This is a genomic window from Microcoleus sp. Pol11C3, from assembly GCF_036701485.1.
Lineage (GTDB): Bacteria > Cyanobacteriota > Cyanobacteriia > Cyanobacteriales > Microcoleaceae > Microcoleus.
Genome location: NZ_JAUBQW010000043.1, coordinates 25,229 through 44,415 on the forward strand (window position 1 = coordinate 25,229; position 19,187 = coordinate 44,415).

23 protein-coding genes and 1 pseudogene are annotated in these 19,187 nt (G+C 43.4%); 14 read left to right on the forward strand and 10 right to left on the reverse strand.

What is annotated here, in order from left to right:
* Nucleotides 1–4 precede the first annotated feature (4 nt).
* Nucleotides 5–484: a patatin-like phospholipase family protein gene (locus tag QUA40_RS12425; protein ID WP_333125867.1), complete on the reverse strand. Its 480-nt coding sequence runs from the start codon at nucleotides 482–484 to the stop codon at nucleotides 5–7.
* Nucleotides 485–828: 344 nt separating this feature from the next.
* Between QUA40_RS12425 and QUA40_RS12430 the strand changes: the two genes are divergently transcribed.
* A complete protein-coding gene (locus QUA40_RS12430; protein ID WP_333125869.1) occupies nucleotides 829–2,781 on the forward strand; it encodes an AAA family ATPase in 1,953 nt (650 codons plus the stop codon).
* Nucleotides 2,782–2,971: 190 nt separating this feature from the next.
* Nucleotides 2,972–3,823 (forward strand): hypothetical protein, encoded by an 852-nt coding sequence (locus QUA40_RS12435; protein ID WP_333125872.1) that lies wholly within the window; start codon nucleotides 2,972–2,974, stop codon nucleotides 3,821–3,823.
* Between the two features lie 808 nt (nucleotides 3,824–4,631).
* Here the strand turns inward: QUA40_RS12435 and QUA40_RS12440 are convergent.
* Both QUA40_RS12440 and QUA40_RS29010 read right to left on the reverse strand, forming a co-directional pair.
* The gene (locus tag QUA40_RS12440; protein ID WP_333125874.1) at nucleotides 4,632–4,997 is read right to left on the reverse strand and encodes a hypothetical protein; all 366 of its coding nucleotides are present in this window, start codon (nucleotides 4,995–4,997) and stop codon (nucleotides 4,632–4,634) included.
* Nucleotides 4,918–5,079 (reverse strand): transposase, encoded by a 162-nt coding sequence (locus QUA40_RS29010; protein WP_445301149.1) that lies wholly within the window; start codon nucleotides 5,077–5,079, stop codon nucleotides 4,918–4,920. Before QUA40_RS29010 ends, QUA40_RS12440 begins: the two co-directional genes overlap by 80 nt.
* Before the next feature lie 168 nt (nucleotides 5,080–5,247).
* Between QUA40_RS29010 and QUA40_RS12445 the strand changes: the two genes are divergently transcribed.
* Together QUA40_RS12445 and QUA40_RS12450 are read left to right on the forward strand one after the other, a co-directional pair.
* Nucleotides 5,248–6,474 carry an ISL3 family transposase gene (locus QUA40_RS12445; RefSeq protein WP_333125876.1) on the forward strand — a complete coding sequence of 409 codons (1,227 nt, stop codon included), beginning with the start codon at nucleotides 5,248–5,250 and terminating at the stop codon, nucleotides 6,472–6,474.
* A 253-nt stretch (nucleotides 6,475–6,727) separates the two neighbouring features.
* A complete protein-coding gene (locus QUA40_RS12450) occupies nucleotides 6,728–7,210 on the forward strand; it encodes an Hsp20/alpha crystallin family protein (RefSeq protein WP_333125879.1) in 483 nt (160 codons plus the stop codon).
* Nucleotides 7,211–7,589: 379 nt separating this feature from the next.
* Here the strand turns inward: QUA40_RS12450 and QUA40_RS12455 are convergent, their stop codons facing one another.
* A complete protein-coding gene (locus tag QUA40_RS12455; protein WP_333125882.1) occupies nucleotides 7,590–7,931 on the reverse strand; it encodes a HepT-like ribonuclease domain-containing protein in 342 nt (113 codons plus the stop codon).
* Complete coding sequence (locus tag QUA40_RS12460; protein WP_333125884.1) at nucleotides 7,928–8,239, reverse strand: nucleotidyltransferase domain-containing protein; 312 nt, start codon at nucleotides 8,237–8,239, stop codon at nucleotides 7,928–7,930. The genes QUA40_RS12455 and QUA40_RS12460 overlap by 4 nt, the downstream gene beginning before the upstream one ends.
* 242 nt (nucleotides 8,240–8,481) lie before the next feature.
* Here QUA40_RS12460 and QUA40_RS12465 point away from each other — a divergent pair, with 242 nt between their 5' ends.
* Nucleotides 8,482–9,213 carry a tetratricopeptide repeat protein gene (locus QUA40_RS12465; RefSeq protein ID WP_333125887.1) on the forward strand — a complete coding sequence of 244 codons (732 nt, stop codon included), beginning with the start codon at nucleotides 8,482–8,484 and terminating at the stop codon, nucleotides 9,211–9,213.
* 538 nt (nucleotides 9,214–9,751) lie between these two features.
* Here the strand turns inward: QUA40_RS12465 and QUA40_RS12470 are convergent.
* Nucleotides 9,752–9,904 carry a DUF72 domain-containing protein gene (locus QUA40_RS12470; RefSeq protein ID WP_333125890.1) on the reverse strand — a complete coding sequence of 51 codons (153 nt, stop codon included), beginning with the start codon at nucleotides 9,902–9,904 and terminating at the stop codon, nucleotides 9,752–9,754.
* Between the two features lie 105 nt (nucleotides 9,905–10,009).
* Nucleotides 10,010–10,444, reverse strand: a complete 435-nt coding sequence (locus tag QUA40_RS12475; protein ID WP_333125892.1) for a discoidin domain-containing protein — start codon at nucleotides 10,442–10,444, stop codon at nucleotides 10,010–10,012.
* A 168-nt stretch (nucleotides 10,445–10,612) separates the two neighbouring features.
* Here QUA40_RS12475 and QUA40_RS12480 point away from each other — a divergent pair, with 168 nt between their 5' ends.
* The 7 genes from QUA40_RS12480 (at nucleotide 10,613) to QUA40_RS12510 (ending at nucleotide 16,156) form a co-directional block, all read left to right on the forward strand.
* Nucleotides 10,613–10,975 carry an HNH endonuclease gene (locus QUA40_RS12480; protein ID WP_333125896.1) on the forward strand — a complete coding sequence of 121 codons (363 nt, stop codon included), beginning with the start codon at nucleotides 10,613–10,615 and terminating at the stop codon, nucleotides 10,973–10,975.
* Nucleotides 10,953–11,186 (forward strand): hypothetical protein, encoded by a 234-nt coding sequence (locus QUA40_RS12485; RefSeq protein ID WP_333125898.1) that lies wholly within the window; start codon nucleotides 10,953–10,955, stop codon nucleotides 11,184–11,186. Before QUA40_RS12480 ends, QUA40_RS12485 begins: the two co-directional genes overlap by 23 nt.
* Before the next feature lie 245 nt (nucleotides 11,187–11,431).
* The gene (locus tag QUA40_RS12490; protein WP_333125900.1) at nucleotides 11,432–13,096 is read left to right on the forward strand and encodes a hypothetical protein; all 1,665 of its coding nucleotides are present in this window, start codon (nucleotides 11,432–11,434) and stop codon (nucleotides 13,094–13,096) included.
* On the forward strand, nucleotides 13,089–13,601 hold the full coding sequence (locus QUA40_RS12495; RefSeq protein WP_333125903.1) for a hypothetical protein: 513 nt from the start codon (nucleotides 13,089–13,091) through the stop codon (nucleotides 13,599–13,601). Before QUA40_RS12490 ends, QUA40_RS12495 begins: the two co-directional genes overlap by 8 nt.
* Nucleotides 13,602–13,650: 49 nt before the next feature.
* Nucleotides 13,651–14,445 carry a mobilization protein MobD-like protein gene (locus QUA40_RS12500; RefSeq protein ID WP_333125906.1) on the forward strand — a complete coding sequence of 265 codons (795 nt, stop codon included), beginning with the start codon at nucleotides 13,651–13,653 and terminating at the stop codon, nucleotides 14,443–14,445.
* A gap of 108 nt (nucleotides 14,446–14,553) precedes the next feature.
* Nucleotides 14,554–15,675 carry a DUF6753 family protein gene (locus tag QUA40_RS12505; protein WP_333125909.1) on the forward strand — a complete coding sequence of 374 codons (1,122 nt, stop codon included), beginning with the start codon at nucleotides 14,554–14,556 and terminating at the stop codon, nucleotides 15,673–15,675.
* A gap of 58 nt (nucleotides 15,676–15,733) precedes the next feature.
* Nucleotides 15,734–16,156 carry a hypothetical protein gene (locus QUA40_RS12510; protein ID WP_333125911.1) on the forward strand — a complete coding sequence of 141 codons (423 nt, stop codon included), beginning with the start codon at nucleotides 15,734–15,736 and terminating at the stop codon, nucleotides 16,154–16,156.
* Here QUA40_RS12510 and QUA40_RS12515 read toward each other — a convergent pair.
* Nucleotides 16,098–17,186: a hypothetical protein gene (locus QUA40_RS12515; RefSeq protein WP_333125913.1), complete on the reverse strand. Its 1,089-nt coding sequence runs from the start codon at nucleotides 17,184–17,186 to the stop codon at nucleotides 16,098–16,100. The two genes, QUA40_RS12510 and QUA40_RS12515, sit on opposite strands and share 59 nt — an antisense overlap.
* Nucleotides 17,187–17,357: 171 nt before the next feature.
* On the opposite strand from QUA40_RS12515, the gene QUA40_RS12520 reads away from it, so the two are divergent.
* Entirely contained in the window at nucleotides 17,358–17,633 is a 276-nt protein-coding gene (locus tag QUA40_RS12520; RefSeq protein ID WP_333125916.1) for a hypothetical protein, read from the forward strand.
* 39 nt (nucleotides 17,634–17,672) lie between these two features.
* Nucleotides 17,673–18,293: a Uma2 family endonuclease gene (locus QUA40_RS12525; protein WP_333125919.1), complete on the forward strand. Its 621-nt coding sequence runs from the start codon at nucleotides 17,673–17,675 to the stop codon at nucleotides 18,291–18,293.
* 250 nt (nucleotides 18,294–18,543) lie between these two features.
* Here the strand turns inward: QUA40_RS12525 and QUA40_RS12530 are convergent, their stop codons facing one another.
* Both QUA40_RS12530 and QUA40_RS12535 read right to left on the reverse strand, forming a co-directional pair.
* Nucleotides 18,544–19,020 (reverse strand): hypothetical protein, encoded by a 477-nt coding sequence (locus tag QUA40_RS12530; RefSeq protein ID WP_333125921.1) that lies wholly within the window; start codon nucleotides 19,018–19,020, stop codon nucleotides 18,544–18,546.
* 5 nt (nucleotides 19,021–19,025) lie between these two features.
* Nucleotides 19,026–19,187, reverse strand: a pseudogene (locus tag QUA40_RS12535) (ISKra4 family transposase); the annotation flags it as partial.

Genomic DNA, 19,187 nt, shown 5'->3' on the forward strand with positions numbered 1-19,187 from the left:
CGACCTACTTACCATCTCTACATAGATTGCCCTCCGCATGGTCGTATTTGAAGATAAATGGTCTACCATCGGTTAAGGAAAATGCGGGGATGCACAGCAAACACCGAGAGTCTGAAATAGTTTGCTCTCCAAATATTTCTTGTAGCACCCTCTTCAACTCTCTATTATCGTACTTGCTTCTTAGGAAAAGTTGCTTAAGCGAACTTAGAAAGGTATTTTGCTGCGGGAAAATTTGCTTGCCCCGGCTGTAGTATAAATTGCTCATCAGGCTAGCAGGAATGTTTAAAGATAAGGCTAAAGCAAGCAAACCTCCTGTTGATGTACCGCAAATCATGTCAAAGTAATCAGAAATGTGACAGTTAAATCTCTCCTCAAAATGTTCCAAAATTTTGGCTGAATACAGTCCCTTAATTCCTCCTCCGTCAATCGATAGAACTTTGAATATCGGTGACCCTGAATCGTTTAGCTTATAAGATTGAACCATATTTTAGTAGTTGGCTGTTTCTGCTTAAATGAATACTAATTACCCGCTCTATTCGGCAACTTTAACATCATAAATCAGTAGCTTAGTGCTGATTTTTATACGGAATAGTGTTTGTACCGCAGACGGTTGTAAACCGCTGTATAGTGCCAACTTATCCAGCTTAGTGAGTAGCTCGACAATTGCCCATGTTGGATAACCGTACTCTGGCTGGGCGGTATTTTCTAATCCATCTTTTTTTCTAGCCGTTAAAATTTATTTGTTTGTTTATTTCTAATAAAGAGTAACTAGGTGCAGCATCTACGATTTTTTCACCCTTAAAATATCGTTTAGCTTAAAAAACAGGTATGCACATCTCCCATTTCCAGTTATTTAACTACAAGTCTTTTTACGATTCCGGGGCTTTAGAGTTCAAACCCGGCATCAATATTATTGTGGGAGCCAACAATTCAGGGAAAACAGCGCTGCTGGAAGCTCTGAGCCTGAGCTTTGAGACAAGCCCGCACCGCAGTATCGAAACGCTTCCGCAACCCAATTCAACGCCAATCCGAGAATCTGTCGCCAAAGTAACTTTAATCTTCACAAAAGCAGAAATTCACAGCCTGTTCGATAATTTATCACCCAACTACTATGTAGGATTGTCTTCGGCTCGCAATTCGTACTTGCCCGCATCCGAAGTGCTTGCTTTATTCCAAAAGTGGATGGACAATCCCAGCGATGTAGAGTTAACTGTTTCAAAATCAACGGTTCATTCAGTAAACCGGGATGGCATTTCAATCAAAGATTTAGATCCGGCTGTTGAGTTAACGTACTACCGGCCAGACCCAATGAGGATGGGGTTTAATAGAGGGAGCCAAAAAAATCTTATAAAAAAAGATGCGAACGATCGCTTTACATTCTGCCAAGAAACTGATGAAGCAGACAGGCATATAGAGGAAAATTTTTTCGTAACGCTTTTTGACGAATTCGCAAACCGCGTTTCCCAACTTCAAGCCCAGCGGTTCGTTGGACAATGCTCTATTGGAAATGATGAAAATCTCAATTCAAGCGCTTCAAACCTGCCTGAAGTTATTCATTTATTGGAATCGCCCAGTAAAAAAAAGTTGTACGAAAGTTTCAATCAGCACGTCTCTACCATGTTTCCACAGTTTGAATGGGTTTCAACTAAAATTTTATCGAAGCAAACTCGTCAGCCTCCCGACCTTAAAATATTACTTTGGCCTACAAAATCTCTCGAAAGCGGCAGAGAAGACTTGGCATTTAGCTTGTCAGACTGTGGAACTGGTATCGGTCAAGTGCTGGCGATTCTTTACGCGGTACTGGCTTCCCCAGAACACAGACCGATTATCATTGACGAACCCCAATCTTATTTGCATCCAGGGGCTGCCAAGAAGCTGATAGAAATCCTCAAGGAGTTTCCGCAGCACCAATATTTTATTGCCACTCATTCGGCCGAGATTATTTCCGCTGCCAATCCCTCAACTATCGTGAAGCTGCGGTCTGAGGGCGGGGAAACCAAAGCATCAATGATGAATGCAAAAGATATTAAGGAACAGCGCTCTCTATTAGCCGAACTGGGAGTCAGTTTGTCTGATGTTTTCGGTGCCGACAGCATTCTCTGGGTGGAAGGGCCGACCGAGGAACAGTGCTTCCCGCTCATTTTGTCCAAGCTAGCTCCAAAACTTTTGACAGGCACTAAAATTGTCAGCATCAAAAACACGGGGGATTTATCGGGAAAGAAGGCTCACTTTGCTGATGTTATGTTTGACCTATACCAACGGCTCAGTGGTGGGAATAATTTGTACCCTCCTGCTGTAGGTTTTGTGTTTGACCGGGAGAATAGAACTAAACAGGATATGAAAGATTTACAGAAAAGAAGCTCGGAGCCTGTTAATTTTCTGGAAAGGTGTATGTATGAAAATTACCTGCTCTATCCCGATGCTATAGCAGCCGTCCTCAATCAAGAAGATAGGGAGCGACAACAACCTCTTACCAGCGAATCTGTCCGAGAATCGCTAGAAACCAATAAGGTTAAGTTAAAGGAAAAGAAGGATTGTTTCTCTAAAGATACTACTCAGCAGGAGCTATCAAATCCCCAATACGTTGACGCAAATATTAACGCAGCTAAACTGCTCGATATGCTATTTTCTGAGTTATCCGAAGCACGGGTTAAGTTTAGGAAAACTACGCACTCAGTAATGCTTACAGAATGGTTGCTTGAAAATAACCCAGGGCACTTTGCCGAGCTCGCCCAATTTTTGCGAGGTATCCTTGACAGCGGTAAGGCAGCGCTGGATTGACGCGAGTGCGATCGCTTCCAATATCCAATTCTGGGAGAAACTAAACCAAACCCCAATCCACCCGCCATGCCCAAACTTCCCGATTGCGTAGGCGTAAGCCGGGGCGGAGCCATCGCTGCCTTCTCGCTCGCCTGCAATCCCCGCTTAGTCTGTGCCGTCCGAAGTCCTCCACTTTATCCCGAATTACCTAATGAATCAAAAAACCCCTGAAATATACGAGCAAATTGCCCAACTTATAGCTAGCTTGCCCAGCGAGCGCCTCCTACAGCAAGCTAAGACACCAGCTCAGATAGAGGAATGGCACAAAGCAAGACAAACCCAGCTTCTTTTGGCTGAGTGCTGGAAATCAAAGTGGCTTGTGAAGGAGTATTACCCACTTGAGGAAGCTGTAAAACGGCAAGAGATTTCTCAACGAAAAGCTGAGTTAATGAACTGCTGCGTTAATGAGTACAAAGCTCGGTGGGAGCTTTGCGAAGTTGCCGAAAAATATGTCAAAAAACTCCACACCGAACTTCAAAACACGAGTTATGTTGAGCATTTTCCCGGGGCATACGCCCATTCTTCGTACAAATTTTTTCACCAAGCTAGCCTGAGACAATATCCATTTCAATCGGCCTATGATTTATTTGCAGAGACTTTAAAAGAAGATGCGGATGGTTCTTTCTCTGTCTGTCTGGAACCCTACTATGACGTTCCGATAAAAAAGTGGAGGCTAGCGGCCAAGCAGTATACTCAACTTCTGGAGCAAGCCGAGTTGAATGGCATTTACCCAAAACTTAGGGATGCAGAAGAACAGAAACTAAAAAGAAATTTGGTTTGGCACAAAGTTGGTTTTTCTTGGATAGGAATGCTTCAGTTGGCGTGCCAAATTGAGGTAAAAAATGACCCATTGCTCAGGAAGAAATTACTCGCTTACAACGACTCACTACAGGAAGCACTGAGTTTAGCAGTGACAGCTAGCCGCCCATTGCCTAGTTGGGCGTGGCACAAAGGGGAATTGCTTTGCACGCATAAGGCAGGCGGCATTTACGGCAAAGCTTAACAAAACTTCAAATCTGGATCGCATTGCATCTGACACCAGGGCTGAGGACCTAGATTGGGAAGGTAAATCATTAGCATTAATGAGCGGTCTACCTTATGTTCGACATTTCCATCGCTATCACCGTATCAATTCTTCTTGGTATTTTCATTGGTATAGCCAAGTTTCGGCAAGATATAGTAATGCTTTTAGGGAGCTTGGCTGCTTTCGGTATCTATTACTTTCTGTTTCTGCATAACGTTTTACTAGGCATTCTCAAGCAGGTGACACCCTAGTCGTTAGACAATGAAGGTGTCTTGGCTGTTTTAAATTACTGCTTGGGAGAATTTGTTAGTTAGCTGTGGATAACACCCCGCTGGTGGAGGCGTTAGTGCGGGACTCCCGCTCCCGCAGCTAGCTATATCAAACTTTGTTCTTAAGAGTGGATTATGCGATCGCACCCATGCAGCGAGCGATGACTATAGGAAAGCAGCGAGCGCCGACAAATCACGTCCTTACCCTGCTACACATCACCCGCACCGCGTTTTTGGTACGGTTAACACTAGCGATACTTCCCTCGACGATCGCGTTGTTCAGGGTTCGCTCGGCAAGTTCATCATGGCGTTACCACAGCCTTTTCGGTTTCTAGGAATAGCTTTGTACGGTTTTCTTCACTGCGAATTACTCTGATTGTTTCGCACTGATTCTGGGAAATACGACCAACTCAGTAGGGTTCTCCTGACTGTTGTTATCACTAAAAAAGCGGCATCATAATAACTGTAAGCAACGAGCTTCAACCCAAACATTCTTTATAGAACCCATTTGACATCTTTTAAGCTGCAAGCCTTTTGATCATCAGCCTAATAAAACAAACATTAACCTTGGCAGTTGCATTAGCTAAGGTTCTCTCAAAGTTTTTGATGAGTATCTTGCACCTTTCCATCCAAGCATTTGACCGTTCAATTATCCACCGAGCCCTCACCGGAACAAATCCCGACTTGCCCTGGGCTTTTTTTTCTACTGTCGAAGGCTTTTTTGAGAGTTCAAACTTGATTTTAGTCATAATTTGTGGATAAATCTTCTGCAACTCAATGGTCAGATGTTCGGGATGATATCCGTTATACAGTTGAGTAGGGGGGTAAGTCTTTTGGTAAATCTTCCCAATTGCAACCATTTTTGAGTTGATAGAATATGCCATCCAGGATTTCTCTTTTTGTCCAGTTGGGGGGTCTAGTTTGCTTTTTAACGGGTAATATTTGATGTAGTAGAGGTTCTAAGATTAACCGGTTCTACCGAACCTAGTATGTAAAAAAGTTAATAATTTTCATAAAAATTAACTATAAAATATAAAAATTAGGCGCTGGGAAAGCACTTATATATTGACTTACAGGGCTTTTTGTAGTATAATAAAGTTAAATTTTATAAAAATTAAGATAAAAATTATACCTATGGCTTCCAATCCTCAACTTTATCTAATGACCAAACTCCTTAATATTGAGGGAGTGACCGTCAAAAGTTATCAGATTATTGAAAATATAGGAATCACGATTTACTTAGATAATAACAACAAAAAAGCCATTTGTCCCGACTGTGGGAAGAAAACTGATAAACTCCATCAAAATCATTATTATGTAGTGAGGGATTTGCCGTTTGGAGAGCAAAAAGTATATTTACAAGTAAATCGCCGTCAGATGAGGTGTGAAGGTTGCCCAAAAAAATTTAGTGAAGACTTAGAATTTGTTAAAAAAACTCGAACCTATACAGAGAGGTTGAAAAAAAAGATTTTGTCAGAATTATTAGAAAGCGATATCAAAAATGTGGCTCAAAGGAATGGAGTCAGCGAACAAGAAATAGAAACCATGTTAAAAGAATGGGGAAAGGAACTGACCGGACAAAAACCATCAGGATTAAAAAGGCTAGGAATTGATGAAATTGCTCTCTTTAAAGGACAGAAAAATTATTGTGTAGTTTTAGTAGATATCGATAAAAAAGTTATAGTAGGAATGCTCAAAAACCGAACTCAAGTGGAAGTAAAAAAATACCTAGAAGCCTGGGGAGAAGAGGTTTTACAGCAAATAGAAGAAGTCAGTATAGATATGTGGAAGCCTTATAAAAAGGTCTCAGAAGATTTAATGCCACAAGCAGAAGTTGTGGCCGATAGATTTCATGTTATGAAACAAGTAAATGAAGAATTAGATGGAGCTAGAAAAAAGATTAAGAAAGCAGCCGAAGCCTTAAAAAATAACTCGGAAAAAGATCGAATACTCTCCGGAATAAAAAAAAGTAAATATGTCTTACTAAAAAATGAAGAGAATCTCACAGAAATCGAAAAAGAGCAGTTAGAATCAGTCAAAAAAGTTGCTCCTACATTACACAAAATGCATCAAATGAAAGAAGAGTTTAGACAAATTTTTGAATCCTCAAAAGATTGGGTAGAAGGATTATTGAGTTTAAGTGATTGGTTAAAGGATGCAATTTCCGTTTTCCCCAAAAGCTGTGGGACAATTATTAGGTGGATTGGAGAAATTATTGCGTATTTTGATCGGAGGACTACTCAAGGAGTTGTGGAAGGAATTAATAATAAATTAAAGCTAATCAAAAGAAAAGCTTATGGGTTTAGAAATTTTGACAACTTTATTCTGAGGAGCTTCTTACATTGGCATTTTGCTAGTTAGTTTTACATACTAGGTTCGGTAGAACCGATTAACCATTCGGAGTCCGTTAGGCTACTAGAATACGGCATGACGGCAAAGCGTGTATTTTGATGGTAACTTTAGCTCAAAACTTGATGGGGGACAAGCAACCTGAACATCTGTCTCTGCGATTGTGAGTGATCGCCTGCTGTAAACCGATCGACTGTTGTGAGCGATCGCTAAAAAGATGTCAAATGGGTTCTATAAAGCTTTACCATCTTTGAGGTGACAGATTATGTTGATGCGCTATTGGCAACCCTTCACGGAAATTGAAACGCTCCGCGAGCAACTCGATAAAGTTTTTGAGCAACGGGCAACAGCGAGAGATCACTCAGAAGCCGCTTGGATGCCAGCTCTGGAATTGGTTGATGCTGGGGACAACTTCGTATTAAAAGCGCAACTGCCTGGAATTGACCCCAAAGACATTGACGTTCAAGTCACCCGCGAAGCAATTTCTATCTCTGGCGAACGCCGCTACGAAAACACAAACCCCAAATCTGGCTATGTCCGCTCTGAATTCCGCTACGGCAAATTCCACCGGGTGCTTCCCTTGCCCGCACACATTCAAAACGACTCCGTGCAAGCTGAATACAAAGATGGCATTCTAACGCTAACCCTGCCCAAAGTGACTGAAGCTCGCAATAAAGTCGTCAAGATTAACTTAGCCGAAATTGCTGGAGCTTCAACGAATCCGGCTTTGGAACAGGCTAACCAATAACGATCGCCTGTGCTTAATCGAGTGAGACAAGTTTTCCTTTCATTGAGCCTGATTGCATTTACTTAACAACAACGGAACTGGAAAAGCTGATGCCGGGAGCTACCATTGCTCTCGGTATTCTTTATTTAGGAAAGCCGAGCGAAACCACTTGAACCGGCAGTGAATTCAGTAACGCTTACAAGGCAAGAGAGAGTCTGACGAGCAGAATACCCAATCGATCGTCCAGGGGCTTTGAAGTCCCTCAGTCCTCCGTTCCACCCACTTCTGTGGCGAATAAAGACGCTTGGAGTGGATTAGACCACAGGGCGCTTTTACGGTCATCAGAAACTCTGGGGGGAGACGCTGCTGCTAGGAACGCGAAGGTTTGATAGTGCTGAACTCACGTATCTCCTAGCTCCTGTAAAATCTGTTCTACTGTTACCTTCAACGGAGGTAAATTATTCTGTACGATCGCCCAAACTAGGTTGAGCGAAACTCGAAAATATTCATGCACTACAAGATTTCTAAACGCTACAATTTGCGCCCAAGGGACTTGGGAATATTGGCTAGTCAACTCGGACGATAACGCATTTGTCGCTTCTCCAATAATTTGCAGGTGATGAACAATCCAAATTTGAATTAATTCTTGGTTGTCAAATGCTTGCCTGCCTTGGCTTGCATATCGCTCAATTGCGGCTATTGCATCTAATATATCTTGCAGCCGTTCCGCTTCCCGCCTCATAGCGGTACAGCCTCTTGCAAAACGCGCTCGCGAATGCGTTCTTTCAACATATCCACTGTGGCGATATCAACCTTACGATTGAGCAGTTGTTCTAAATCGAGCAATAGCCCACCTGGAAACCAAGGCGTGATTTTCTCCAAATCGTAATCCACTAACAAATCAATATCACTTTCTGGGGTCGCTTCGCCCCGCGCTACCGAACCGAATACGCGCACGTTGTAGGCTCCGTGCTTTTGGGCAATGGCTAGAATTTGCGATCGCTCGCAATACAGTAATTCTTGAATGCCTAATCCTGTTTTTTCCATCATGCCCTCCTCAACGCCTTAAGATGGTGCCTCCCACACTGGGGTCATTGCTAGTTAATCAGCGAAAGTAGCCTAAAAGTTATCTGTAAGCACTCAAAGCCAAGCTATCAGACATTGTAGAGTATTGTAGTATGCTCTCATAAGCTTTCAGAGTTAACAGGAGTTCATCTGGGAATGCAAATTGAACCCTACGACCCTCACCACCTTGATGCTGTTATTGGTCTTTTGCATGGGGGAGAAAATTTATGGATTTGGAAAAACTATTTCAAGCCGGAGATTTAGCACAGCAAGCTGGTGAATATATTGAGGCTGAGTCAATATGGAGGCGTTTTCTGAAGCACGATCCTGATAATGCGTATGTCTACCTCAAGCTAGGAATGGCTTTGGATTATCAAGGTCAAGGTGAGAAAGCTATCTGGGCCTACCAAAACGCTATTAGGATTGCACCTAATTATTCAGCAGCTTACCTGAATATGGCTGCCACACTAGCCGATCTGCAAAGATTTTCCGAGGCTATGACAGTCTATCGAAAAGCGATCGAGATTGATTCGAGCCAACCACAGGCTTTTGTTGGTCTTGGTATGGTACTTGTAAATCTAGAGAGATACGGCGAGGCAATTACTAATTTTCAACAGGCAATTCAGGTTGCTCCTCAATCTGCTGCTGCACATTACCATTTAGGTGTTGCTTTGAATAAGCAGGGCAGATACGAAGATGCTATCAGCGTACTTCAGCGCACCACAGAACTGGCACCCAATTCGGTTGTTGTATATCAATACCTCGGACAAATACTTGGTAATCAAGGTCAATTTGATGCAGCGATTGCAACATTTCAAGAAGCGATAGAACTCGATCCAAGCTATGCGGCAGCTTACTATAACCTGGGATTTGTGCTCAATGCTGTAGACAGAACGGAAGAAGGAAAAGCAGCCATCCAAAAAGCTTTGTTATTAACACGTGAACAGGCCGAGCGGTAAAAAGAGCAGTATAGTCCTGTTCGGAGCCATATTTATAGCGGTTCTAATTAGAACTTCACGAGAATTGCAGGTACGACTAATGCTTGGAAAGTAAAGTGTACCGCATCTTATCCTTCAACTTAATCAATACTCCGGACAGTTTTTGGAACGATACTACAAGCCTTACAGGGCAAGCATCATAAAAAAGTCGAATTAAATGCAAGTCAGGGGTAGAGGTGACATTCATTTAATTATCCACACTCGCTTCAAAGTCCTATGGAATAAGCCATTTAGCCATATAAAAAGTGTCCGGACTATTGCTTAATGCTGTAGAGAGGAAAGTTTTAGAACTGCCTACTAAAACACGTTCAAATCGTCTACCAATTTGAAGCATTTGAATTTTTTCACTTCGGAGACACGGAATGCTAGGGAATTTAAGCTGCAAACAATCAGAGGGAATTTGTTGTGAAATCTCGAAGACTGCAATCATTATTCCGTACTCGTTCGATCGTTTGTTCTGCGCTTCTCGATCATCGTCCTTGTCGTTTCATTATTGCTGCTAATCTCTGCGGTAGTAGGTGCTATTAACTTCGACTGTTTGATATTGCTGAATGTAGCGATCGAGCTCTTTGTAAGGCGGTAGCTGGTGGGGATAAAGCACACCTTGCCAAGGGTCGCAATTCCAACCTGAAGTGCCGATGTGAACACTCATCGCCTTTTTACTCCACCAATAAGCGTGTGAATTTAAGTTTAGTCGCTCCGCATCGCTACCGCACCGAGTTCAGCTATGGGCTATCCTAAAAGACACTTCAACCTTTTACTTTTTTGGGGAGTAAGCCCGGAGTTGATGGAACGTCCCCCAACCATTCCATTGGCCGTCTGGTGGCTCCCAATACTTGACATATCGAGCGGTCATCGGTGAAATTGCAACATCAATATCAATTTTATTGAAACTGGTATTTGGAGAGTAAGGATGGACTATTTCAGAAGCTAATTGCCAAGTCTTATTGTCTGTTGAAACCTCAACACGAAAAGTGAGTGGATTCTTAAACGCACCATCCCAATCAATATTGTAACCAACGCCATGAAGTGAATAAACCGTACCTAAATCGACGATTTGAAAAGTGCCAGTCCCTTGATTGGTTCCGTTTCCCCACCGCCCCAGTTTTGGATAATTCGTTGTTGTTTGGTAATCAGCCGGGTCGTTAGCATTAGCAAGCGCCAGGATAGGTAATCCCTCCGTTTCTGGCAATCACTGGTTTGCCAGCAGCTACGTTAGTGCCTGACAGTCATGCCCAAACTCCCTGAGTGCGTAGGCTCCATCCGGGGCGGAGCCATCGCTTTTATGTCCGGATGAGACGGTATTCTGAGTAATGGCAACAAAAGCGATCGCCCTATAGAGAGATGAGCTTTGACGTTTATGGCAAAACCCAAAAGGTATCCAAAAAATTGGCGAGAGATTGCGCTCTCAGTGAAAGAAAGTGCTCTTTGGCGCTGTACTAAATGCAACCAACAATGCCTCCGACCCGGTAGGAAAAGTGGTTTAACCAAGTCCGAACGATGTTCCCTAACTTTGACAGTGCACCACCGCAACCGGATACCGGAGGACAACCGTCCAGAAAACTTAATAGCCCTTTGTACTGCGTGTCACCTTTCTTATCACAACCGCGGGCAATCCAACGTCTCGCCTGGACAATTATCGCTGTTCCCCGATGATGGTATTGACTGGGATATGATGGATTGCTCTCTGGAATCGGCAATTGAAAATATCAAAAAATATTAAAGAATTAGCAGAACTGCTTCAACCCTTGCAGCAAGAAGATAAAAATCTGCACGGAACACGCGCAGATTCTCACCAATACAAACTGAGGCAAACGCTTGCGGAAGCCGAGTTGCAAAGTTTCGAGTGGCAACATCAAATCAAGCTGCCCGAAGATTACCGTACCCAATTTATTTCTTTGAAGCTCCAGAACTACCCGCTCAGCTTGAGTTAAACGAAGACAGGATAGTTATCAAAATCAATCTTTCGCCTTTCATCTTAGCCTAACCTTGACATAGTTGCTATTTGTAGGAAGCGCAAAGCAACCGACACAAACCGAGATGTTTTCCTTGCAAGGCAGCCTCTACCCCGCCATTTGGAGGGGGCTATTTTAACTATCTAAAACCACCGAATTTGGTGAGGTCAGACTTAAACTGAAGCCAATATTATCATTTTATAACGTAATAAAAACCAGCATTTATGAAGAAAAAATCCTCAATACCAGATGCGATTCTGGCTATAGATTTTGGCGGCTTATCTACTAGAGTTTTCTGCCAAAGCTCGCAAGCAGGCAGTAAAGCAAACTCCTTTGTAATGGAATCGCAGGTGGGGCCAGTGAGCCAAGACATAGCCAATTGTTTCACACAACCCAACCTCGCATCAGCATCTCCCGAAAATATTGCTTGGGTGGCAATTGGTAATGAATGCCGAGCCGTTGGCTACCTGGCAGCAGCGCAATTCAATGCTCACATCGGTTTGGCGGGACTGAAGTACAGTAGCGCTTTGTACAAAGCTCTAGCAGCTTTGTGGGTAGTGTCGCGGAAGTTAGATTTAGGCAGTCAATTTAGCGCTGCGATCTCCGTTTTCTTGCCCCCAGGCGAATTTAATGACTCCAAGCAATTTTTTGAACTCTTAAGTCAATACTCTGCTTCATTTGAAACACCCACCGGCAAGCTCTCCGTCACCCTGGACAAAACCCAAGCTTTGCAAGAAGGCGGCGGCATTGCTTTGATCCACAACAGCAACTTAGGTTCAGCCTTCAAGCAGCGGGTAACTGCCTTTGTTATGGTAGGATTTCGCAATGCTTCGGTAATAGTTTCGGCACGCGGTGCTGTCGGTAAGGGCAAAACTTCAGACTTAGGAATGGTAAGGTTGGTGGATTTAGTTCAAGAGCGAACCTCTAACTACGATGCTTCCCGTTTGGCTTTATCAATCGCTCAAGCAGGCGTAAGCTACAACCGCCCTTACTTTTACCGAATTGCTCGGAATCGAGAGGAAACAGCTAAAGATCGAGAAGTTGACCAATTGATTGAAGCAGTCAAGCTGTCTCGCTTCGACTACGCTCGAATGCTATCTCATTGGATTAATGAAGTGCTGCCGCCCGATTTAGATGAAATTGTATTTTGCGGGGGGACTTCTGAATATATGAAGCCAGAACTGCGAAATCAGTTTTCTCATTATTCGCTATCTTGGCACGCAGGTATAACAGTGCCAAAAACGCTCGATCCTGATGGTTTAGGTTGCCGCATAGCTGATGTTTACGGACTATTTTCTTACTTCAAATCTCAGTTTGAGGTACTGAGGCAAAGGTCTGTTGCGGCGACTTCTCAGAGGGCAGAAGATACAACTTCCAGTTCAGGAGATGCTCCAGTGCCTACGACTGATATACAGAGTGTAAAAGAATGTGCTGAACAATCTACCAAACCCAAATCTGAACAATCTACCAAGCCAAAATCTGAACAACCTACTCACCCCAAATCCGAGCCACCTACTAAATTAAAACTTGAGCAATTTACTCACGCTAAATCGGAGCAATCTACTGAACAAAAATTTGAGGAACCCACTGAACAAAAGACTGAAAATATTACTGAACAAAAATTTGAGGAACCCACTGAACAAAAAATTGAGGAACCCACTGAACAAAAGACTGAAGATATTACTGAACAAAACAGTGAAATTTGCGTTCAACAAAATGCTGATTCAAGTATCAAAGATAGCTGCTTAGATGATTCTAATAAATGGAGTGATGAGTCGTCGTCGAATACAGAACCTTCATTAGAGGAATCAGAAGCAAACTTAGATGCAGCTCTCTTATTGGGAGGGCCCTACCGAGGTGCTGGAAAGAAGGTGAGGAATTATGCCTAGAAAACGTTACAAGGAATTTTGCTGGCGCTGTCAAGTTTTGCCAGATTCCGAAGACGCTATCTTGCTATCTTACCTGCAAAATCATCCTTTTTTTAGTTTCCAGGAAACGATTTTACCTCTAATCAAAGCGCGGTGGTTGTTAGCAGCTTTACGCAATAGCGGTAGTCATTCTATTACAGACTTAGAGTATTTGAGGCGAGAAAGCATTAATTTTTTGCTCAGGCAGATAGATGAAGTTTGCCGAGATGCGGGATTTAACTGTACCGAGTTAGGAGCAATTGCCCCTGGTATTTCTTCGGGTTTAATTCCTTTAGCTACTTTCCCTCACTTATCGAATTCAGGTGCATCTATTGCTGCAGAATTAACGGCCCCTGAGAGTTCAAATCCAGCAAGTTTGCCCGAAGAAAAAGAACCAGACGAATTTTCGGGAGAAGTTGAGTTTGAAAACAGCGCGTTTAACTTAGCTGGTTTCGATCCAGCAATGGTCGGGCCTAGCTTTAGTTAAAAATTATTAAGCCTTTAATAGACATCGACATCCAGCAAGGAGGAATGAAATGACTAACATGATTCACTTGGTTGACGGCGAGAAAGGTGGCGTTGGCAAGTCGATGCTAACTCGGATTCTGGTTGAATTCAATCAGAAGTATGAACTGCTGTACACGTTAATTGATGGCGATTTTCAAAATCCTGACGTGCAGCAGCGCTATCCTGAACACAATGCAAAAATCGTAGCTTTAGTTGAAGATGAAGAGAAGTTTTTCGATATCGATATTATTTTTGAAACAGCAGTAGAAACTCCTGTGATTGTCAATTTACCAGCTCGGGTTTACGGCATTATCAACAAATGGATTGACGAAGCTAATTTAACTTCTCCCGATTTTAAAGAGCAGTCAGGAGTTGACGTATGCAAGTGGTTTATTTGCGGTGGCACAACGGACAGCATTGAAATGTTTATTGACTCTTTCAACTACTTTGAAGGTCAGCTCAATCACATTTTTGTCCGCAATTTTGGAGTTTGCAAAGATTGGTCGCACGTACAAAGCCATAAGGAAATGAACAAGCTCATTAATAATTACCGAATTCCTGTCGTAGATTTGCCGGCTCTGAGTGCAAGAGAGCGCAAGTTTATTGATACGAAGCGATTGTCCTTTTCTCAAGCAATGAAACACTCTGAATTTTTCTTGATTAGTCAGCAGCGATTGCATACTTTTCTGGAAGACTGTTTTCGTCTGATAGAAGATGTAGGTTTGTTTAACAACGCACCCAATCGCAATAAAAAAGAAGTCATCGCTCCCTATGAACGAAAAAAAGATGAGGAAATGCCACCCGAGAATAAACCACAAATTTAGGAACAGGTTGTCAACTTTATAGGACGGACAAAATGTGTGAGTTCAGACTATAGAATGCGCGATACAGAACAGCATAAAGATTAGGATTTTGATTAGGTAGGAGGTTAAATGTCCGATCGACTTTTAGAAGAACTTTCCGAAGTTGACTCTGAAGAGTTTGGCGAGATATTGGAAACGCCAAGGGAACAGGGCAGACTTAATAATACCAAAAATAATTCCATACAATCTGCTGAAAATTCGCTCATTTTGCCCGATTCTCCAGATACATTCCCAGAAGATGCAGTAGAAGAAAAGTTGAGATTAGATGGGAATAAGCTAAATGAAGAGGAGTTTTGGGAACTCATAGACGATGATTCGAGGGAAAGAGAAGCTCTGAACAGAGATCCTTTATCTGCCCCTCCCATGTACGAGAGAGATACTGAGTCACTAATCAGCCAGGTACTCAAGGGCAAAGACTCCAAATTTCGCTCTCATGTCATTCAGACAGCTTACCGATACGGTCTCAATAAAAATGACCCGCTTTTTATCGTATTGCTGGCGACAGGTCAACTCGAACTGCTGTTAGAAAAAAAACCGCAAGAGATTGACCAGTTTTTCAAGAATTGGCAATCTCAATGGCAAGGTGATTTGAAAGATTCTCAAGCTGTCATCTCTCAAGAATTGGAACAAGTTCGGCAGCTTACTGAGAATTGGGAAAAAGAAAGCAGGGAGTTTTTAGAACGGCAGGGAAAAGCGGCTGTTAAGGTGCAACATCGCCACATTTCCAACTCAGTTTACACCCTAGTACGACAAGCAGCTTTAGAGAAAGTTGCTCACGATATTTGGTCGGTGATTTTTGGGAGCGGGGTGGTGTTAGGGGCAATGGCGATCGGCGCGTTTATCGGGTTAGCGCTGCCCCGGTTCATTCCAGCGCCTGAACTCGACCCAAAAGGGCCGCGCCAGCTCACTTTAGAACAAGCCGTAGCGCTCGAATGGGGGCTGAGCAAAGAGGGTCAGTTTGCTCGCAAGAACGCGGATACAATTCAGTGGGCAACCAGCAATGAAGGGAAATATGCTCGCCAATTTATGAGCTGGAATCAAGCTTTGTTGAGCGAGAAAGGTGGCAAAAAACTGTGTGAAACTGAGATAAATAGATTGGGGGTGACGCTGACAGTAGAGGGTAAACCTGCACAAAAAGGATTTTGTACTTTGTGGATTCGCTCCCCTCAAGAACGAGAGTTTGTTCCTTGAGGGCAAATACTAAAGTCTTGAGTGGGATGTAAATAAGTTAGCTTAACAGGAGAAATTTATGATTGCCAATTTGAACAATCAGCCGTTACCTGACCAAAATCAGAAGCAAGTGCAGTCGCAAATATCGGGTGTTTTAGTTGCACTAAACGACCCATTCGATGAGATGGTTTGGGATTACTGTTTGAGTCAAACATACCCAATATCGGAACAGATTAAGATTGTACTGAGTGCTTTCTGGGGGCCGTTTGCTGCCAAAAATGCTAGCAAGTCTCCCGAGCGAGTGCGAGCGGTAGCTTGTTATTCACTGCAACAATTAGCAGCTCAACAAAAATTGATTGACTCAGTGTTTGAACTGTCAAGTGAATCAACTAAAATTTCCGAAATTATTAGTGTCCCCAAACAAAAAAATAGTTGCGAGGCACTCAATCAAGCTTGTGTCTGTTCTCAATCTGTTCTAAATACAGCAATTCGGTGGGAGTAAGAGCAGTTGTTCTTTCTAACAAGTTCAGAATTTCGACTTCAAACGGATCTAGATTTCCTAATTTGTGAAGTCGGTCAGTGCGATCGCAAATTTCTTGAAGTCCCGGTTGATTTTCGAGCGGTACAGCAGTAAGAGCCGAGTGTTTGAAGGTGTACAAGTCCATAGTAACGGTGGGGATGTGTCGCATCCACACAGTGGCGGTTTTCTCCCCGACTGAGTGAATGCGGCCTAACCTGCCGTTAACGTCTTGGCGATCGGGCGCGTATACTTCTACTAAGGAACCAATTTTGAGCGTCAGGTGATGAGCGATGGTAGGTTCACCTTCAGGCTTTACTTTTTGGTCGCGCCCCTGTAAAGTTTTGGCAACCTTAGCCGGACGGCTGCGAGCATCAATCGCCAAAGCGATGACCTGCTTCTTGGTCATCCCCGCAGAGCGATTCAGTATTTTCCACTTCATATCCTCTCCTCCAATGGAACTCAGGGTGTCTACTGCTTTAGCAAACTGAGCGTCTCTGCGAACTGTTTTTGGGGATGCCTTGAACTGTGCCCCCAACTTTGTCTCTGTTTTCAAGTGGTCAAAATGACCACTTGATTTTCTGTCTCCGCCGCGGGACTGTTTGGTGAGTTCGTACCAAGTGCCGCGCAAATAGCTGACTGACTCAGACGTGAGATTGCGGCGGCCCAGTTGATTGAGGAGCATCCAAACTTTGACGGTGTTAGGGCTGTCGAAAGACATCTCTACAGTTTTGTAGGGGATGCCGTGCGCCGTACAAATAGCATAGCGGTTGTGACCGTCGATGAGAATTTTTTCTTCAGCCCAAACCACCAAAGGGTCCCGACACCCTTTCTCTTGAATGCTGGCTTCTAAGGTAGCAAACTCGCTCGCACTCAAAGGAGGGATGAGCGTTTGGAAATCTGGGTCAATCCGCAGGGAGTCTGCAACAGTGTGGTGGTGCTTTCGGGTTGAGCCTCGCAAAACTACTAAAGGTTGACGCTGCTCGCTGCCCGGTGTCTCCTGAGTTGGGTGCATTTCCTAGTGCCTCCTGAGATAAGTCAACCCCTGACTTGCCAGCCCCAAAGCTAGACACCAGATTGAAGAAGTTGACTCGTATAGGTTGATTCCATCTTTCCTATAGTAACACGGAAATCTGCTCGTAATGTGGGATAATAAAGAAAAAAGTCGAAAGGATAATGTTGCAAAATGCCCCCAAGCAAAGGAACGCAGCTCCACCCCAACTCTCTAGCTAATTTAAAGTTAGGCGGAGGCGAACCTCGATATGAGGAGCCAAAAAAGCAAAGGAACATTCAGGTAACATCTGCGGGGTGGGAAGGTTTTCGCGCTATTGCTAAAGAGCGCGGATTGAGTTTGAGCGAGTTGATCGAACAGATTGGCAGGCGCAAAATTACTTTGACTGACGCCGAGGAACAAAGTCGCAAACAACCCACAGCCAATCTTTCAGGTATGGCGAGGCTTTGAATAAAGACGTACATTGCCGTCGGATGAGGAACAAACACAATGGTTCAATCACCTCCAAAATTTATAACTGTTGATGAATTTATTACGAACTACGGCGACAGCGATTGTTACGAACTCATTGATGGTGAATTAACCGAAATGGAACCAACAGGGCCCCACGAACAAGTATCCGGTTTTCTGGGACGAAAACTGAATGTAGAAATTGACCGCATGGAGCTACCCTACTTTATCCCCCCTCGCTGTCTCATCAAACTATTAGGAACAGCAACAGCCTTTCGCCCAGATGTGCTTGTATTAGACCAAACTCGACTAATTAATGAACCTTTGTGGCAACAAGAACCTGTAATTACATCAGGTTCTTCTATTAAACTGATTGCTGAAGTTGTTAGTACCAACTGGCAGAATGACTACGCCCGTAAAGTTGAAGATTACGCCCTGCTTGGAGTACCTGAGTATTGGATTGTTGACTATTTAGGGATTGGTGGCAGAGAATATATTGGCAAACCCAAACAGCCGACAGTTACGATTTGTACCCTGCGAGAGGATGAGTATCAAAAACAGTTGTTTCAAAATGGATCTCGGCTTATTTCCTCAATGTTTCCAGACTTGCAATTAACCGCACAACAAATCTTCGCGGCAGGCAGATATGCTGCTATCTAGCTTAGATCCAGGTAACGTCGGTAGGATGGAGGAAATTCGTGCGGTGTGATCGCCATTGAACTGGGATTGAGTCTCAACGAGTTGATAGAACAGATTGGCAGGGGTCTGATTCCCTTTGGCAATGGTGAAAAAAGTAACTAATCGCCAGATATGGAAAGGGAGGGTTCACTCAAAAAAACTTTCTATCAACTCGTTACCAGAAGTTTTTTTGAAAAAGAACACTAATTTAGTCGTTGATTCTCCGAGCATTTTAACTAGCTTTCAAAATTTGCTCAATTAGGGAGACAAATTGCTGCGGTCGATGCTCAACGTGCTTCTTAATTTGAAATTTTAACGAATCGGCTGGCACATCTTTTTTGTTGAGTTTAAGGCGAATATGCTCACTTCGTGGGAGAGTGGAATTGAGCGCTCGAATAACGGTGCGGCATTGTCGAAGAGTCAGGCTATCGACTTGAAGGAAGGGTAGATTTAATGTATCGGTATCGAGTTGAATATTAGAAGCAATTTCGGCTTGAACTTGTAGCGAAGAAGTGAGGCGCTGTTCTTCTGTGGGTTCTGGAGTTGCTGCACCTTCGGCAACAGCAGGAAAGGAAGCAATTTTATTGAGAAGAGGCACAAAATCTGGGGCAAGTTCTGCTGTGAGTTTTTCAGAATGATTCATCCGCTTCGATGCTAACAGCGTAGCCATATAGTGGACAATTAAGCCGGGAGCATCCCGGTTTTGCAAAAGCCTCAAATGGCCAAGAGGTCGTTGAGGTAAGCACAACGAAGTTTTAGCATTTGATTGACATTTTTTTTCAACCATTGAGCGCCAGAAATTTTCAACCTTCTATCTATTTGTTTGACCGTCGATTCCACCGCTCCCGAGCCGATGGAACAAATCTTGTCTTCTGA

What these genes read in the sequence shown, in the direction of transcription:
- QUA40_RS12505 (WP_333125909.1), top strand. Translation starts at nt 14,554, where the DNA reads ATGTCCGATCGACTTTTAGAAGAACTTTCCGAAGTTGACTCTGAAGAG.
- QUA40_RS12465 (WP_333125887.1), top strand. Translation starts at nt 8,482, where the DNA reads ATGGATTTGGAAAAACTATTTCAAGCCGGAGATTTAGCACAGCAAGCT.
- QUA40_RS12430 (WP_333125869.1), top strand. Translation starts at nt 829, where the DNA reads ATGCACATCTCCCATTTCCAGTTATTTAACTACAAGTCTTTTTACGAT.
- QUA40_RS12510 (WP_333125911.1), top strand. Translation starts at nt 15,734, where the DNA reads ATGATTGCCAATTTGAACAATCAGCCGTTACCTGACCAAAATCAGAAG.
- QUA40_RS12450 (WP_333125879.1), top strand. Translation starts at nt 6,728, where the DNA reads ATGTTGATGCGCTATTGGCAACCCTTCACGGAAATTGAAACGCTCCGC.
- QUA40_RS12445 (WP_333125876.1), top strand. Translation starts at nt 5,248, where the DNA reads ATGGCTTCCAATCCTCAACTTTATCTAATGACCAAACTCCTTAATATT.
- QUA40_RS12500 (WP_333125906.1), top strand. Translation starts at nt 13,651, where the DNA reads ATGACTAACATGATTCACTTGGTTGACGGCGAGAAAGGTGGCGTTGGC.
- QUA40_RS12455 (WP_333125882.1), bottom strand. Translation starts at nt 7,931, where the DNA reads ATGAGGCGGGAAGCGGAACGGCTGCAAGATATATTAGATGCAATAGCC.
- QUA40_RS12490 (WP_333125900.1), top strand. Translation starts at nt 11,432, where the DNA reads ATGAAGAAAAAATCCTCAATACCAGATGCGATTCTGGCTATAGATTTT.
- QUA40_RS12435 (WP_333125872.1), top strand. Translation starts at nt 2,972, where the DNA reads ATGAATCAAAAAACCCCTGAAATATACGAGCAAATTGCCCAACTTATA.
- QUA40_RS12470 (WP_333125890.1), bottom strand. Translation starts at nt 9,904, where the DNA reads ATGAGTGTTCACATCGGCACTTCAGGTTGGAATTGCGACCCTTGGCAA.
- QUA40_RS12425 (WP_333125867.1), bottom strand. Translation starts at nt 484, where the DNA reads ATGGTTCAATCTTATAAGCTAAACGATTCAGGGTCACCGATATTCAAA.
- QUA40_RS12495 (WP_333125903.1), top strand. Translation starts at nt 13,089, where the DNA reads ATGCCTAGAAAACGTTACAAGGAATTTTGCTGGCGCTGTCAAGTTTTG.
- QUA40_RS12515 (WP_333125913.1), bottom strand. Translation starts at nt 17,186, where the DNA reads ATGCACCCAACTCAGGAGACACCGGGCAGCGAGCAGCGTCAACCTTTA.
- QUA40_RS12460 (WP_333125884.1), bottom strand. Translation starts at nt 8,239, where the DNA reads ATGATGGAAAAAACAGGATTAGGCATTCAAGAATTACTGTATTGCGAG.
- QUA40_RS12520 (WP_333125916.1), top strand. Translation starts at nt 17,358, where the DNA reads ATGCCCCCAAGCAAAGGAACGCAGCTCCACCCCAACTCTCTAGCTAAT.
- QUA40_RS12440 (WP_333125874.1), bottom strand. Translation starts at nt 4,997, where the DNA reads ATGGCATATTCTATCAACTCAAAAATGGTTGCAATTGGGAAGATTTAC.
- QUA40_RS12480 (WP_333125896.1), top strand. Translation starts at nt 10,613, where the DNA reads ATGGCAAAACCCAAAAGGTATCCAAAAAATTGGCGAGAGATTGCGCTC.
- QUA40_RS12525 (WP_333125919.1), top strand. Translation starts at nt 17,673, where the DNA reads ATGGTTCAATCACCTCCAAAATTTATAACTGTTGATGAATTTATTACG.